The sequence below is a fragment of the Rhizobium sp. 1399 genome (assembly GCF_031455475.1).
Taxonomy (GTDB): Bacteria; Pseudomonadota; Alphaproteobacteria; order Rhizobiales; family Rhizobiaceae; genus Rhizobium.
In genome coordinates this window covers 722,379-737,851 of sequence record NZ_JAVDSU010000002.1, presented here as the reverse complement: position 1 = coordinate 737,851, position 15,473 = coordinate 722,379, and the positions used below count along the sequence as shown (strand labels likewise).

10 protein-coding genes are annotated in these 15,473 nt (G+C 62.0%); 2 read left to right on the top strand and 8 right to left on the bottom strand.

The window, feature by feature from the left end; all coding sequences use genetic code 11:
- Positions 1-6: 6 nt before the first annotated feature.
- The 8 genes from J2X71_RS09515 to J2X71_RS09480 form a co-directional block, all read right to left on the bottom strand.
- Entirely contained in the window at positions 7-1,800 is a 1,794-nt protein-coding gene (locus tag J2X71_RS09515) for a GMC family oxidoreductase (RefSeq protein WP_310381598.1), read from the bottom strand.
- A gap of 2 nt (positions 1,801-1,802) precedes the next feature.
- Complete coding sequence (locus J2X71_RS09510) at positions 1,803-4,592, bottom strand: hypothetical protein (RefSeq protein WP_310381597.1); 2,790 nt, start codon at positions 4,590-4,592, stop codon at positions 1,803-1,805.
- Between the two features lie 16 nt (positions 4,593-4,608).
- Positions 4,609-6,084: a cytochrome c gene (locus J2X71_RS09505; protein WP_310381595.1), complete on the bottom strand. Its 1,476-nt coding sequence runs from the start codon at positions 6,082-6,084 to the stop codon at positions 4,609-4,611.
- Positions 6,081-6,512 (bottom strand): hypothetical protein, encoded by a 432-nt coding sequence (locus J2X71_RS09500; protein WP_007814655.1) that lies wholly within the window; start codon positions 6,510-6,512, stop codon positions 6,081-6,083. Before J2X71_RS09500 ends, J2X71_RS09505 begins: the two co-directional genes overlap by 4 nt.
- Positions 6,509-8,035 (bottom strand): cytochrome c, encoded by a 1,527-nt coding sequence (locus tag J2X71_RS09495; protein ID WP_310381592.1) that lies wholly within the window; start codon positions 8,033-8,035, stop codon positions 6,509-6,511. Before J2X71_RS09495 ends, J2X71_RS09500 begins: the two co-directional genes overlap by 4 nt.
- Positions 8,036-8,069: 34 nt before the next feature.
- Entirely contained in the window at positions 8,070-9,455 is a 1,386-nt protein-coding gene (locus J2X71_RS09490; protein ID WP_310381590.1) for an NADH:flavin oxidoreductase, read from the bottom strand.
- A 366-nt stretch (positions 9,456-9,821) separates the two neighbouring features.
- Positions 9,822-10,970, bottom strand: a complete 1,149-nt coding sequence (locus tag J2X71_RS09485) for a sn-glycerol-3-phosphate ABC transporter ATP-binding protein UgpC (RefSeq protein ID WP_310381588.1) — start codon at positions 10,968-10,970, stop codon at positions 9,822-9,824.
- A 348-nt stretch (positions 10,971-11,318) separates the two neighbouring features.
- The gene (locus J2X71_RS09480) at positions 11,319-12,521 is read right to left on the bottom strand and encodes an ROK family transcriptional regulator (RefSeq protein WP_310381587.1); all 1,203 of its coding nucleotides are present in this window, start codon (positions 12,519-12,521) and stop codon (positions 11,319-11,321) included.
- Positions 12,522-12,677: 156 nt separating this feature from the next.
- Between J2X71_RS09480 and J2X71_RS09475 the strand changes: the two genes are divergently transcribed.
- Both J2X71_RS09475 and J2X71_RS09470 read left to right on the top strand, forming a co-directional pair.
- The gene (locus J2X71_RS09475; protein ID WP_310381584.1) at positions 12,678-13,682 is read left to right on the top strand and encodes an ROK family protein; all 1,005 of its coding nucleotides are present in this window, start codon (positions 12,678-12,680) and stop codon (positions 13,680-13,682) included.
- Positions 13,679-15,421: a GH116 family glycosyl hydrolase gene (locus J2X71_RS09470; RefSeq protein WP_310381582.1), complete on the top strand. Its 1,743-nt coding sequence runs from the start codon at positions 13,679-13,681 to the stop codon at positions 15,419-15,421. The genes J2X71_RS09475 and J2X71_RS09470 overlap by 4 nt, the downstream gene beginning before the upstream one ends.
- The last annotated feature ends 52 nt before the right edge of the window (positions 15,422-15,473 follow it).

Genomic DNA, 15,473 nt, shown 5'->3' with positions numbered 1-15,473 from the left:
TTCCAGTCAGCTGTCGGTGAGAATGACATCGGCCGCCTTCTCGGCGACCATGTAGACGGCAGTGGCAAGGAAGTAGCCGGGAATGCGGGGGAAGACCGAAGCGTCAACGACGCGCAGGCCTTCGATGCCGTGCACCCTGAAGCGGCTGTCGAGCACGCCGCCACCTTCGCGGGGGCCGATGGCGCAGGTGCCGCAAGCATGATGGCCCCAGGCGTTTTCGGCCACATAGCGGCGAAGCGCTTCGTCGCTCTCGTTCTGCCGGCCAGGCTCCTCTTCGCTTGCGATGAGATCGTCCATCGCATCGTTGACCTTCCTGACGAAGCGGATGGCATGGACGACGGCATTGAGATCGAGGTCGTAATTGCCTGTTCCCTCGAAGAAGGAATGAAACATGACGGCAGGCGGGGCCGCGGGATCGGCGCTTTTCAGCCGCACCGTTCCGCCCTGATTTTCGGTATAGGCCTTGAGGATCGCCCAGGTCATGTAATCAGGCTTGCGGATGCGTTCGGAATAGCGAGGATAATAGCCGCGGAAATCGGCCAGCAGCGAAAAGCAATGCAGGTCTGGTTCCGTCAGCGTGTCGCGGGATTTAAGCGTCAGGGAAAACATGACGCCGTTGCTTGTATAGTTGCCGATGCGAAATCTGCGCCACCGTCGGTAATGGGCGTCCCCCGTCGTATAGGTGACGCCCTTGAGGGCCGACCAGGGTTCGTTCACCCGGCTGACGACGCCGACCTCGTAGCGGTCCTGCAGGTTCCGCCCGACGCCCGGAAGCGCCTCGACGACGGGAATATTGTGCTCATCGAGATGGCCGGGATCGCCAATACCGGAGAGCATCAGAAGCTGGGGCGAGGCGAAGGCGCCGCCTGACAGGATGATCTCGCGGCCGGCCCGAATGACTTCCTCGCGCCCCTCCCCGTTTATGCAGCGGACCGCGACCGCGCGCTTGCCGTCAAATTCGATGCTCGTGACCAGAGTGTTCAGGCGAAGCGTCAGGCGGTCGGGGTACCGCTTCACCACGTCGAGCAACCGCTCGCGCGGCCCGTGCCTGGTGTGGCGTCGCGTCGAAAGCGGTGTGACGCGCACGCCGCAGGCGCCGACGTTCCAATTGCGGTGGTCGTTGGGGTCGATCTCGGTCGTCTCCCAGTCGGAGCCCCGCTTGCCGAAGGCGTCGGCCGCCGCGCCGACGCAGCGCAGCAGCGCCCGCCACAACGGCCAGTCGCGCAAGGCCCGAAGCGGCAGAGCCCGCTCCGTCGTCATCCATCCCCACCATCCGTGGCCCGTCGGATTGAGGCCTGTTGCCGCGGCGAGCCACCGCCACAGGAAGAAGCGGTAGCGGCAGCGCTCGATGCGCTCGAAATAGCCCTGCATGTGCGAGGCCTTCCAGCTTTCGTCACCGGTGATCGCAAAGATGTGGTTCCAGTCGCAATGATTGGGCCGCACGATGATCATCGCATGATGGGCGGTGCAGCCGCCGAGCCCACGCACGCGCGGATAAAGCACGCCGTCCTTCTCTTTGCAGTAGCGCCAGTCGCGCTCCTGCATTTCCTGATTTTCGCAGTGGCGCACCCAATGGTTCTCGGCCATGCCGGGATGTTCGGAGGCAAAGGCATGAAAGGCCGGCACGCGACAGGCATCGGCAAGCGGCATGTCGGAGCCGTCGTCCGACTTCGCCAGCGGATCGCCGCCGGCCTCGATGACGAGCACCTTTCGCCCCTCTTCGGCCAGCCGCGCGGCGAGGACGGCGCCGCCGGCGCCGCTGCCGATAACGATATAATCGTGGGTCGGCCCGCCGGACATCGTCAGAACTGCTTCAGATAGGAAATCAGGGCATTCTTGTCCGATTGCGGCAGACCGGCGCCGAATGTGTGCCCACCATTGACCACATAGTCAGGGCATTTGCTCAAGCCCACCAGGCGATCGATGAGCTTCGTGTCGCGCACCACCTTTTCAGCTTTGGCGAGCACGGCGGGATCTGCGAGTTCCTCCGGCGTGCATTGCCCGCCGAGCTCTGAGAAGGCCCCAATCAGCGCCGGGCCGTTGGCAATCAGGCGCTTGTAATTGGCGAATTTGCTCTCCTCATCATTGTCGGGCAACAGCTCGGTGTTGGTCAGCGCGTTAACAGGGAAACCGGCTGGGAACGGGCCGACGGTGATCGAGCCGTCCTTCTTGAAGGCCCAGCCGGCGACCTTGTTCAGCAGGCCGGTGAAGGGCTTCACCTTGTCGGGCACGAAGCCCGGCGGCACGATGAGGCAGGAGGGAGCGCTGGTGCGGTAGATATAGCCCGGCACCGGCGCCTCGGTCATCTTATCCATGCGGCGGGTCTGCGGCGAAAGCATCTGGCGAATGGACCGGTCGAAAACCCCCAGCCTGTTTTCGACACAGGGCAGATAGGGATCGTCGGCATCGGCCGCCGGGCACGCGGTGCCGCGACCGGCGCCATAGCCTGCGGCATGGTCCTGATTATAGTAGTCGGTCCCGTAATAGCTGTCCTCGTGCCCGACCGAATTGTTGAGCAGGAAGGGCGCCGTCGACCACAGGCTGACCAGCGAGGGCGGCCTCAGATAGCCGCGCCCGTTGCCGGCCGCCTGCAGCGGCGTTGCCGCCCCCGAAACCGGATGATTGACCGTCACCTCATGTGGAGGCGGCAGCGACTTGTAGGTGGAGGAGGTGAAATTGTCCCAGATATCGCCCGAAAGACCGTTGGTGGCGATCGCGCTGCAAGCATTGGTGCGCACGACGTCCATCGGCACGCGCCGTTCCGTCGACAGGTAATTGCCGTCGAGGAAATCCTTTCCGTTCTCATCCTTTTGCGTGACGAGCTTGACCATGCCGTGCTTGAAGGCATCCGACTGCGCCCAGGCCCAGTAGCGGTCCCAGCATTCGCGATAATGCGGGCCGGCACCGCCGCCTGCGCAGATGCCCTGATCGACGCCGAGCTCCGGCGCCGGCACCGGCTGCTTGCTCGAATGACAGGCGGCGCAGTTTTCGGCAAAGACAATCTTTCCGCGCTCGACCTCGGCCGGATCGCGCGCTTCGAGCACCTTTTCTCCGACCGGCGTATCCTTCAGGTGATCGGCGCGGGCCGCGACCAGGAAGAATATCGCCATGTCAGGCGTCATCGCCTCAGTGGCCTGCCAGTAAACCGAGTTCTTCTCGGCATCGGCGATACGGATCGGCGAGATCTTCTGCCCGCCGAGGAAGGGGCGGAAGTGCAGCAGCCATTCTTCGCTGAAAAGGCCGATATTGAGATAGACGCGATTGAGCGCACCGAGCGTGCCGACGGAATCGGCGCCGTCCTTCAGGACGCGCATCGAGGCGACCGTGCCGGTCGCCTTGTCGTAGAGGGAACCGAAGGCTGCGGTCTGCGGATAGTCCTGCGCCTGCTTGTTGTCCTTCTCGTCCCCCTTGATGATTTCCTTGCCGGTCTTTGCCCCGATGCGCAGCCGCTCCAGGACGTCGTAGACGGCATTCATCGTGCGGGGATTGTTCATGTAATCGGTCGAGACCAGCGATGTGTCGAGCGAACCCGGCGGGTTCGTATGGAACAGCTGGAAAAGGAAGTTCCTCTCGTTCTCGGCCGGTTCCCCAGGCGTCGCGCGCGGTTTGGTGTTCCAGAAGAAAATGCGGTCGACCCAGAAATACTGGGCGCCGGGATTGGACGAGATTTCGGAGAATTCCGGGCTCTCGACATTCTTCGGCGGGTTGATCGGATTGGGACCGACATGGCAGAAGGCGCAGGACATGCCAACGCGATAGGGACGCACGAGATCCTTGTCGTTGTAATAGGAGGGATCGGTGTAATAGCGCACCGCATCCCAATGTTCGGCGGCCTTGCTGTCGAAGTCGGGATTGGGGAAGAGACGCAGGCCCATCACGCCCGTCGGTTCGCCATAGTAAGAGCCGACCGGGATCTTCTTCTCTTCGTCCTTCACCTTGACCATGGTGCCGCGCGCGCCGATCTGCACGCCGGGATAGCGGGCATCGGCCTCGGCATTGCCGCCGAAACTGTCGGCCGCGCAGTCCTTTTTGCGCTGATCGATCCACAGCCCCCAATGATCGGGATCAGCGCTCTTCGGAGTGTCGAAGCAGGGTTCGTTGACGAGCCCGAGATAGCGGAAGCGGTTGTTACGGCCATAGGCCATCGTCGGATGGGACGAGATGGTCTTCAGGAGATCGAAGGAGCCGATCGTCGCGCTGGCAGCGAAATCCCAGAAACGATCGTTGCCGCCGGTCCAGACGATCCAGGCATTCTGTCCGCGGATCGCCGCCTTGCGGACGGCCTCCGGATCGAGCCCGGTGGCGGTTGCGACCTCCTTGATCTCGTCGGGATAATCGGCGCCGGCTGCAGGCGGCAGCAGCAAGCCCTTGTCCATTGCCGCGAAGTAAGGCTCGCCGGCCCCGGGAAATTCCTCGACCTTGCGATGGACTGTCTTCGCCTCGTCCTCAACATTGCCGAACTGGCTCGCATCCGGCTCGATCAGCCACCAGACGATGAGCGCAACCGCAGCAATGGCGATGACGGCGAGCGTGACGACGGCTGCCACGATCCAGGCGAGAAACCGCACGATGCGCTGTCTGACGTTTGCCATTGCCCCCTCCTGATGGTCAAAGTGTCTTGAGATAGGAAAGCAGTTGCTCCTTCGCCTCCGGCGGCAAATCCGTGCCCCAGAGATGACCGCCATTGCCGTTGCCCGGAAGGCTCGTATCGTAGAGCGTGCCGTATTGCTCCCCTGGCGTATCCGGCATGCTCACGAAGCCGCCATTGTCGGCATCCACAAGATCGGAGCCGCGATAAAATTGCCCCGGCCGCTCGGCAGGCGGAAACAGCAGGGCGCGCAATGTCGGGACGCTGCCATTATGCAGGTAGGGACCGCGCAGCCACAGGCCACCAAGGCCCGTGGCGACATAACCGTCGGTCTTCTGGAAATTGGCAAAACCCCAGGCATAGCGCGGCTCATAGGCCGCATAACGGTCGCGGGCTGCTGATGTCCACATGTCGAGGCGATGGCGGTCCGTACCGAGCTCGACGATCGGGACCGGTGTCCGGTAGCGTGCGCCCTTGGCTTCGTGGCAGACGGCGCATTGCGCGGTATAGATCGCACGGCCGGCGTCGACTGCCGCCGCATCGACATGATAGGGATCGCCTGCCGGCTTGAGGGGAGAAAACGGCGACGGCGGCGGCCCCTGCAGGCGGATGAAATCCATAATGCGGCGAAGACCCTCTTCGCTTCCCCCGTAGGATTTGTAGGTCATGCCGTCGCCGATCGCGCCCGAGACCACCGTCTCGTAGAGATCAGTCTGCAGTCCGTCCCAATGGAGTGAGAAGCGGCGCGTATTGGTGGCGGCGAGGTCGGCAAGCGACCACAGCGGCATCATGTCGGAATTGCCGATCGTGTGGTCATCGGCAAGTTGGAGGTTCTGGAACTTGACCGGATTGAAAGGATCGATCCGGCCCGGCCCCCAGTCCGGCCGATCCTTCATCCAGGCAAACTGCCGCCCCTGTTCCTGGAGGGCTGCCCGGGTCGCCGGCACCAGGACGAAGCGATAGAGCGCCCGCTCCCAGACCGGCATGTCATAGATCCTACCGATCTCCGTCATCACCCGGTCGGCGGTAAACCGCGGATCGGCGCCGACATCGATCAGAAAGCGGATATAGGCCTGCGGATTGACCCGCGTCCCAGGGCCTGCCTCGACCAGCCGCGCCGGCTCGGCGGCATGGAGCCGATAGCTGCCCTGGTGGCAGAAGGCGCAGTTCGGCGCAACGCGCTCTATGACGCCGAGCGTCTTGACCGACAGGCCGACCGGAACCTCGTCGCCGGCGCGCCAGTAGAGGCCGAAGGCGCCATAACCGTCCGCGTTTGCCGGCAGATGTTCGGGAAAGAGCTGCGGCAGGACGCGCCAGATCCAGTAGGGAATTCCCTGCGCCTCTTCATTGCCGATCGAGCCGTGATTGAAGACTTCGGCCAGATCGTTCGTCCTCGGCTGGGCGACCGGCCGGAAGAGCAGGAAGAACAGCGCAAAAGCGCCGACGAAGATCAGGACGAGAACGGCGAAAAGCCATTTCCAGAAGACGCGCCTCATGCCTGTCTCCCTTCGGCGATGTTCTGTTCGAGCCGCAGGATGCGCAGGAGACAGAAAAGCGTCGCAATGCCGACCGACCCGTCGAGGAAGACGCCGGCAAGATAGCCGATCGGCTGGTCGAACACGAAGACGGCGAGAAAGAAGAAGACCGTGCCGAGCGTGCGGGAAGGGAAGACCGCGAGCCAGGCGAAGACGCGGTAACGGTCGATATCGAGCGTCGCCGGAATGTAGAAGATCGACAGGATCCCGAGCAGCAGTCCGGCAAAGCGCGGCCAGATCAGCTGGTTGACGGTGATGCCGAAGAGGCCGAGGATCCATTCCGGACAGAAGATGAGCGGCAGGACGAAGGCGAAGTTCAAAAGGATGCCGATCCAGACGAGGACCGCATGCCGTGCCTTCCATTTGCTGAGCGATCGCGACTGGGTCATAGCGTCTTCATATATTCGACGAGGGCGTCTTTTGCCGCCGCCGGCAACTCCGTGCCGTAGCGATATCCTTCGTGGCCGGCATTGCCATTTCCGGGACGTGCCGTGTCGTAGCGAAAGAGATCGCCGCCGGCAGACTGATCCGACCGATAGCCCACTTTGGCGAGATCGAACTCGTCGCTGCCGCGGAACCAGACGGACGGCCGCTTGGCTCTCGGTTCAAGCAGATCGCGCAAGGTCGGCACCGAGCCGTTGTGCAGATAGGGCGATCGCGCCCAGATGCCGTCGAGCGGGTGATTGGCATAGCCGTCCGTCTTGTGGAAGCGGCTGAAGCGCCAGGGATAGCCGGCATAGAGCAGGTTCTGCTCGGCGGCGAAATTTGCCGTATAGGAGGTCCAGCGTCCCGCATCGGTGCCGATATCGGCGAGCGGAACCGTCTTGCCGAGGCGCGTGAAACGCTGCCTGTCGTAGCTGTAGTCCTTCTCATTCTTGAAGCCGTGGCAATCGGCGCAATAATGCAGGAACAGCGTCTTGCCCTCCGCCGCCTTCGCCTGATCGATCTTGGTGGCGACGGGGAACGGCGGCGAAGGCAGATCCCACATCCAGTCCTCAATGCGCGCGATCGACGCCCGGTCGACCGTCACGGGCGTCACACCGGCTCCGAGTGCGGCACTCAGGTTTCGTTCGGCCACGGAATCATTGTTGCCGTCCCAATGGAGGTTCATGCCCTCGCGCGGGCGCTGGCGCCAGATGGCGGGATAGTCGGAAGAGCCGTTCAGCGCAGCACCACTGATATGGGCCTCGTCCATCGGAAAGTTGAACTGCAGCGCCTTGTAGGGATTGAACGTGTCCACGCGGCCCGGGCCCCAATCCTCCTGGCGCTTGACGAAATCGAGCTGGGTGCCGAGATCGAGGAAGGCGTTCTTGACCCGAGGGAAGACCACGTAGCGATAGACCAACCGCTCGAAGACATTGAGATCGCCGCCGACCTTGGGGCTATCGATCGTAGCGATCAGCGCGTCGGCAGTAAAACCGGGATCGCGGCCGACATCGATGAAGAAGCCAATGAATTCCTGCAGGCGCAGATTATTGGAAGGTGCGCCGGGGATGAGATGGCGAACCGCGTCTCCAGAAAGATGATAGGTGCCGACATGGCAGACGGAACAGTTGAGCCAGACCCGCTCGATGCCTGAGACCACGCGGCGCGACACCCCGATCGGAAGGTCGTCGCCAGGCATTTCGTAGAGGAAGCCGAAGCGGGCCCAGCCTTCCGGCCCGAGCTTGTCGGCATACATGACCGGCAAGGCCTTGAAGACCCAGTAAGGCGGTCCCGTCGCCGTCTCACTGCCGATCGAGCCGTGCATGAAATGCTCGCTCTGGCTTTTGAAGGCGACGACATACTGGTTGACGAACACCAGATAATAGACGAGCGCGAGCAACAGCAGCACGACGATCGCCAGCCACCAGCGGCGATGGCGGGCGACGGCGATCTCGACGGGCGTCTTGCGGTCGTTGTCGCTGCTCATAGGTCCACTCCGAATGCGCGGGTGATGGCGCGTGTCAATGGAAGGTCGGCGGCTCGAAAACCGACATGACCTGCTTGATCATCTTGCCGTAGCGATCCTCGAAGCTCGTTCCGTCAAACCGGCTGAGATCGTAACAACCGAGTGGGTTTTCGAGATCGTTGAGCAGACACTTGTTGCAGTAGGTGCATTCCTTCTCCGGGCCGTTGGCCTCGGCGAGGATCTTCGGCAGATCGTTGTTGGCGATCAGCGGGCGGGCCATGGTGACGCCGTCGCAGGCTTTCGAGCGGATGGCTTCGGCGATCCTGTCGGCATGCTGGAACCCGCCGGTACAGAGCACCTTGATGTCGGGATCGATCTTGCCGATCGCTTCGGAGACCGCCCGCGCATAATCGAGATTGATGCCCTCGATGACCTTGCCCCTGCGCCAGCGCCAGAGCGCCTGGAAGGCACGCCCCAAAAGGGGATTGGAAAAGATCGCATAATTCATCGGCGCCCGCGTGCCCTGCGAGAGCATGCCGTCGTACCAGCGATGCAGGTCGTTCAGCGGCAGGTCGCCGGCCGGATTGCGCGGATGCGGAAAGGTCGAGCCGCTCGAAACATGGAAGGAGTCGACGCCCTTGCCGCCGTCGAGCAGCATCGTGCAGATCTTGAGCGTCTCGTCGAGCGTGTTGCCCTTCTTGATCCAGGGATAGAGCCAGTCATTGTGGTCGACGCCGTTGATCTTCATCTGCAGATGGAAGTCCTGGCCGACCTCGCGGCGGATAGCCCTGACGATCTCGAGCACGAAACGCGCCCTGCCCTCCCAGCCGCCGCCATATTCGTCCGTCCGGTCGTTGATGCCAGAACTCAGGAACTGCGTCAGCAGATAGCCGTTGGCGCCGTGCAATTCGACACCGTCGAGCCCCGCCTCCCGGGCGCGCCGCGCCCCTTGCGCGAACTGCTCCACCACCTCCGCGATTTCGGGTTTCGTCATCGCCTGGGCGAGCAGCCCATGGAAGTAGTCGCTCTTATCGGTCGAACTCAGGCCCTTGTTGAACAGGTTCTCGACGCCGCCCATGTCCTGCTGGCGACCGGAATGGCTGAGCTGCATGATGAACCGACAGTCATAGCCGTGGATACGACGGCCGACCTCCCGCCAGAAGGGGATCTTATCGTCGTCGTCGATCATCGCATAACGCACGAGGATTCGGCCACGCACGGAGACCGGCGTAAAGGAGGAAATGATGCAGCCGATCCCGCCGCGCGCGAACTTCTCCTCCCAGTTCAGCCGGGCGTTCCCGCCGTGACCGTTATAGTCGTCGAACTGGCCGGATATATTGGATCGGAAAAGACGGTTCTTCACCGTCAGCGATCGAAACTTAAGCTCATCGAAAATGAGCGCCGCATTGTCGGCGTGGATGTATTGACTGTCTGGATGCATGAAGGCCTATCCGATTGACGTGCCGAGGCAACGGAAGAGGAAGTAAAAGCCGATATGCAATGCTAAAGTTATAACTTTCTAGTGTATTGAAAGCTAATGCAATTTAATGTGGTTTGCAAACGAATTTCGGGAACATGCACCGCTTTACGCGGCAAGTCGCATGCAACCATCAGGGCACAAACCCGCCAATCTTTGCAGTCATCTTGTTGATCGTGCCCGTGATGATCAGCAGGGCGGCGAGCACCACCAAATGGTTTCAGCAATTTATAGGTGCATCGAAGCGGTCAATCGCCAATCCTCTGGAGGATAGAATTGCAACGATCCGCCGGTCACCTCATCGGCGCAGCCTCAGGAGCGGCAGAAGCTTTACGCCTCGACATCGCCGGCATGAACGTGAGCCGCGGCGCCGATAGGCGGTTTTGTGATGGAACTGCCGGTCTTGGCTCGAAAAAGATGAAGGCGCGCGGGCCGGACCGCAAGCTGCAGGGTTGCACGGTCCTTGATCGCTACATGATCAGGCAGGTGGACGATCGTTGCAGTCCCGCTGCCCTCCACCACGCCATATACATAGGTATCCGTGCCGATGCTTTCGGCGTAATCGACTTCGAAGCGGATCGGAAAACCGTCGACGCCATTGCCCGTTGCGAGTTCGAAATGGCTCGGCCGGACACCAAGGACCACAGGTTCGCCGACGGTCGCATCCCCCAGTTGCGCCGGAATATCCAGGCGGCCGAAGCCCGGTACGTCGACAACCACATGACCAGGACCGGTCCCGGCAAGCATTCCATCGAAGAAGTTCATCTGCGGCGAGCCGATGAAGCCCGCGACAAACTTGTTGGCCGGGGCCTCGAACAGCTCCAACGGAGTGCCGACCTGCTCGACGCGTCCGGCATTGAGGACGACGATGCGGTCCGCCATCGTCATGGCCTCGACCTGATCATGCGTCACATAGATCATGGTGGCGCCAAGCCGCTTGTGGAGGCGACTGATCTCGCCTCTTGTCTGCACGCGAAGTGCGGCATCCAGATTGGACAGCGGTTCATCGAACAGGAAGAGCTTGGGGTTCCTGACAATCGCACGACCGATCGCCACGCGTTGCCGCTGGCCCCCCGAGAGCTGTTTCGGGCGTCTATCGAGGAGAGGCTCGATCGCAAGCATTCTTGCCGCCTCCACCACACGCCGATCGATTTCGGCCCGGCTCATCGTGAGGTTTTCGAGGCCGAAGGACAGATTCTTGGCAACGGTCATATGCGGGTACAACGCATAGGACTGAAACACCATCGCGATCCCGCGATCCCCTGGAGGCGACGCCGTCACATCATCGTCGCCAATGATGATCTTTCCCGCGCTCACACTTTCGAGGCCAGCGATCAGGCGAAGCAATGTGGACTTGCCACACCCTGAAGGGCCGACCAACACGACGAATTCGCCCTCACCCACATCGAGATCGACACCATGGAGAATCGAATGATGGCCGAAGCTCTTCCTGACATCGTTCAATTTGAGACCGGCCATGAATCCATTCCTTTGACGTTTCTTCCGGAGGCGGCCGCAGCCACACCGAGGCGATCGGATCTCCTCATATCTCGGTTCAGTCTGCGTGGAAGCAATTAGTTCGTCAAGATGACGAACGTATTTTTCTATCGGCGACCATCAGTTTCCTCCCGTCTGCAGACAGGATTTTCAATAAACCCCATCCTGAGCGGCTCGCGCCTGCGCAGGTTCTGGCGGTCATTGTTCTCGGCTATCTGGCCTTTGGCGATGAGCAGCCGCCGTCGCCTTCATCGGTGGCGGGACCGTCATTGCGCCTGGCCATTCCGGTACCGCGACCATTGTCGTGTGACACGGAGATCTGCGTGACAATCAAAGCGGCGGCGGCGGCAAGCGCCGCTGCTCCGGCAAGGTCTGGGGAGAAAAAAGCAGGTTGTGAACGTGGTTCAGTCCAATCGCGAGAGCCCCGACCAGCGTTGCCCGACCGCCAAGAACACTTGCCTCGACATCGATGGCACGGCGGCTCGCCTTCACGATACCTCGCCGAACGCCTTCGGCTATCAGGGGGTGGCGACCGATACTGCCGCCGAGAACGACGATCTTGGGATCGACGATCGCATTGACGGACACAACAAGCAGCGCGGCAATGTCCGACACCTTGCCGATCACCTCGACCGCGATCGGGTCGTTCTTTTCGGCAAGTTCCAGGATGTCCCGGACCGAGGTGTCCTTCTCACCCCCGGAACGCTCGTAGAGCTCGCTAATTCCCCGAGCCGCGATCGCGCATTCCAGCGCGCCCCTTTCAAGACTGTCCTTCGTGTATGGATCGGCACCGAACGGCATGTAGGAAATCTCGCCGCCCGCTCCGTTTGCGCCACGCATCAGCTTGCCGTCCTGGAGCACGCCGAGCCCGATACCCGTCCCGAGCGAAATGAACGCCACGGTATCGATTGCGGTCGCGCATCCCTGCCAGGACTCGCCGATAACGGCTGCGTTGACATCGTTTTCCAGGACGACGGGACAGCCGAGCCTCTGGCTGAGCGTCCTGCCGATATCGATGCCGGCGATATCGGCGAGGTTCGGCGCCATCGAGAGCGCACCCGTCGTAGGATCGACGACCCCTGGCGTCGCTATCGCCGCTACGAGAACGAACTCCCTGGCGATGCCCATCTCCACAAGCATCTTCGACAGCATTGCTTCGGCCTGGTCGATCAGATGATAGCCGCCACGGCGGTCGGACGGATAGTCGATCTCGCCGACAACGTTTCCGACGATGTTGCCAAGCACGATGCGCGTCGTTGTCGCGCCCATGTCGATACCGACAGCATAGCCGGCATCGCCATTGACCTCATAGGTAATGGCCGTGCGGCCGATGCGACCGCTCGTGACGCCTTTTTCCCGAACCCAGCCACCTTCTTCCAGCGCCCTGATGACCTCGGACATCGTCTGCTTCGAAAGGCCTGTGATCTTTGAAAGCTCGGCTCGCGAGGTAGGTCCGGCATGGAGCAGCACGTCCATAACCGCGCGCACGGAGATCTGTCGCAGCACGGGAGGCGCGTTTTCGGTCAATACCATCGTCGAGCTACCCCGCCAGATCCGTCTTCATCGTTGCACCGGTGTTTTGCTTTTTCCATGAAAGCCCCCCGATTTCAAACAGCTTGTTGACAGTTCGTGGGCGCGGCCATAATAAATTCGTCAACCTGCCGAACAAATATCGCAAAAGGACTGCATTTGTCAAATATTTCAACCATTGCGTCTGGCTTGCGACAGGCGAACAGCGTCCATCGTTCGGACGAAGCGGGCGGATCTGAAGGCATGGTCGCCGGTGTCGACCTCGGCGGTACCAAGGTCCTGGTAGGACTTGCCGATCTGCAGGGGCGTATTGTGGCAAAGGCCGAAGAGCCGACCGAACATGGCGCGGGAGCCCCTGTATTGCGGCAAATTCCACGGATGATTTTGTCCCTGGTGCAGGACAATCGCGATCGGGGGCCATTGTGCAAGGCCGTTGTCGGCGTACCGGGTGCGGTATCGCCGTTGACGGGGCTTGCGTCACTTTCCCCTCACCTGGCCATTCCAGCCGATCAGCCGCTCGCCGCGCTGCTCGCACGAGCCCTGCCCTGCCCCGTCGTGGTTGAAAACGACGTGAATCTCGCAGCTTTCGCCGAGGCCACTCTCGGCAAAGGACAGGATCAGGACTCGCTTGCATTTATCGCTTTCGGAACCGGTGTCGGCATGGGGCTGGTCATCGGTGGAACGCTCTTCCGCGGCCAGCACGGGCGGGCAGGCGAACTGGGTTTTCTGCCGCTAGGTCCCAATCCTCATCAGGCGGCGCCGCAGGCCCGCGCCGGTCTCTTCGAGGATCAGGTTGATTCACCCGCGGTGCGCAGCCTGTATGGCGATGGGACGCTGTCGGTCGCCGAGATATTCGCTAGCGCTGCTGCTGGAGACGGGGAAGCTGTCGCGGCCATCGAAACACTCGCAAAATCGGCGTCGGTCGGCCTGGCCTCCGTGCAAGCCCTCTTCGACCCCGCTCTCATCGTGCTGGGCGGGGGCATCGGGTCGCGCGGCGAGTTTGTCGAGGCCGTCAGGCGCCACATGTCGACGCTTCTGCCGTTTGAGACACGGATAGAGGCAACCGGGATTGGCCCTGAAGCTGGCATGCTCGGGGCGCTTATGCTTGGCCTGACCGACCTTGCGGCAACTGAGAATGCAGGAAAACAGGAAGCCATCCAATGAGCGCCGCACCAGCAAAACAGCAAGTTCTGATACCACTTGATGATGGACAGCTTCGTTCTACGACACCGGTGCTTGTCCCGTTCATGGCGCCGCGCCTGCAGGGCGATTGTCGGCCGGAAGGCAGGATTGAGCTTTCGCTATGGGGCGCCGGCAAGCTGGTCAATCTGACCTTCACCGGCTGGAGCGCCCCTTTCACCTATTCCCCGAACCGGGTGGAAGCGCATGGCGGAGGGCTTTACGTGGCACAGTCGGCGCCGGCGCTCTTCTTGAAGGGCGCAAAGCTGCGGACCTTCATCCCTGCCCGGCGCTGCGCCTGGTGGGGCACGACGGCGAAACGCGAACCGATCGAACGGCAAGAGGGTCGCCGCATTGCGCGCACCGGTTGGGGCGTCGCCATCGCCGAACAGAGGCCGGACGGCATTTTCGTGACCGCCGGCGCGACGATCGAGGAAGCGCTTGCAGCGCTCGAGCTCGACCAGACGAAACTGATTGCCGAGGCCAATGCCTACGTCACGCGTTGCGATGCGATGCCGGAGGCGCCTGCCCTGATGCGCAGCATGATCTCGCAAAGCCTGCATGCCGCTCTTTCCAGCATAAGGCGGGACGAGCATGGTGCCTTTGCCGGCCTCGCCGCCGGCCAGGCCTACAGCGCGCCGGCTCGCACCTATTACCGTGACGGCTATTGGACGCTCCAGGCTCTCCTGGATCGGGAACCAGAGGCAGTCCGCGCCCAGATCGATCGTCTTGCGCGCGGTGTGCAGGAAAACGGCGAGGCGCCGAGCGGCGTCATCCTGACGGGACCTGGGCAGGCCGAGGAATGGGAAAAGGTGCGTCTGACAGATCCCCGGATCAAGGAGGAGCACCTTCGACCCGGCGACTGGTGGAGCGATCACTTCGACAGCCCGCTCTTCTTCATTCTGACGATCGGCGACTATATCAATGCGACCGGCGACGGCTCACCGCTGTCCCTGTACTGGGACAAGGTGGTGGCGATCTTCAATCGTTACTGCGGCTTCGACGAGAAGGGAACCGGCTTGCCGATCAAGCCGCGGCATGACCGCGATTGGGCCGACAATGTCTACCGCCACGGTTACGTGGCCTATGATCTCGGCCTGTGGATCGGTGCCCTCGACGTCATCGCACAGCACGGCGCCTCGCTCGACAAAGCCGTTGCATCGAAGGCGGCAGCCGTGGCGCAAAAGGCGCGCGCTTCGCTGGACGAGGCGCTTCTGCAACCGTGTGGCACTTATGCGGACTACGGGACAAAGACAGATTTCGTCGAAGACCACCTGACGCTGGACAGCCTGACTCTGCTTCGCTTCAAGGCGGTTTCTCCCGAGCGAGCGAAAAGCGTTCTCGCCAAGGTCCAGGAGATCTTGGAAAGTCGCAACAACGACGGCCAGCCCTATGGCGACTGGGGCGTGCTTTGCGCCTATCCGCCGTTCAAGCGCCCCAAGGATACGCGTGAGAAGTCCTATTTCGCGTATCGCTACCACAATGGGTCGGACTGGCCCTATCTTTCGGGCCTTTATGCCGAGCAACGGCTTGCCTACGGCCTGGACGGCGCGGACTACCCGCTCCTGCGCTGGTGGAAGACCTGCCTCGAAGAGGGCTGGATGGGTGCCGTCGAATATTTCTCGCCACCCTGGGGGCGTGGCTCGCTGCTTCAGGGATGGAGCAGCATGCCGGCCGCCGCCGCCCTCGCCCACAAGGACAAACTGCCGGCGGCGATCCGCTAGAGGTTTTCCGACCGGTCGCCACGGAGACGGCGTTTGAAAGAGAAAATGCAAA

Excerpts from the sequence above, each read along its gene's own strand:
- J2X71_RS09500 (WP_007814655.1), bottom strand. The coding sequence starts at position 6,512 with ATGACCCAGTCGCGATCGCTCAGCAAATGGAAGGCACGGCATGCGGTC.
- J2X71_RS09505 (WP_310381595.1), bottom strand. The coding sequence starts at position 6,084 with ATGAGGCGCGTCTTCTGGAAATGGCTTTTCGCCGTTCTCGTCCTGATC.
- J2X71_RS09485 (WP_310381588.1), bottom strand. The coding sequence starts at position 10,970 with ATGGCCGGTCTCAAATTGAACGATGTCAGGAAGAGCTTCGGCCATCAT.
- J2X71_RS09495 (WP_310381592.1), bottom strand. The coding sequence starts at position 8,035 with ATGAGCAGCGACAACGACCGCAAGACGCCCGTCGAGATCGCCGTCGCC.
- J2X71_RS09510 (WP_310381597.1), bottom strand. The coding sequence starts at position 4,592 with ATGGCAAACGTCAGACAGCGCATCGTGCGGTTTCTCGCCTGGATCGTG.
- J2X71_RS09480 (WP_310381587.1), bottom strand. The coding sequence starts at position 12,521 with ATGGTATTGACCGAAAACGCGCCTCCCGTGCTGCGACAGATCTCCGTG.
- J2X71_RS09470 (WP_310381582.1), top strand. The coding sequence starts at position 13,679 with ATGAGCGCCGCACCAGCAAAACAGCAAGTTCTGATACCACTTGATGAT.
- J2X71_RS09490 (WP_310381590.1), bottom strand. The coding sequence starts at position 9,455 with ATGCATCCAGACAGTCAATACATCCACGCCGACAATGCGGCGCTCATT.
- J2X71_RS09515 (WP_310381598.1), bottom strand. The coding sequence starts at position 1,800 with ATGTCCGGCGGGCCGACCCACGATTATATCGTTATCGGCAGCGGCGCC.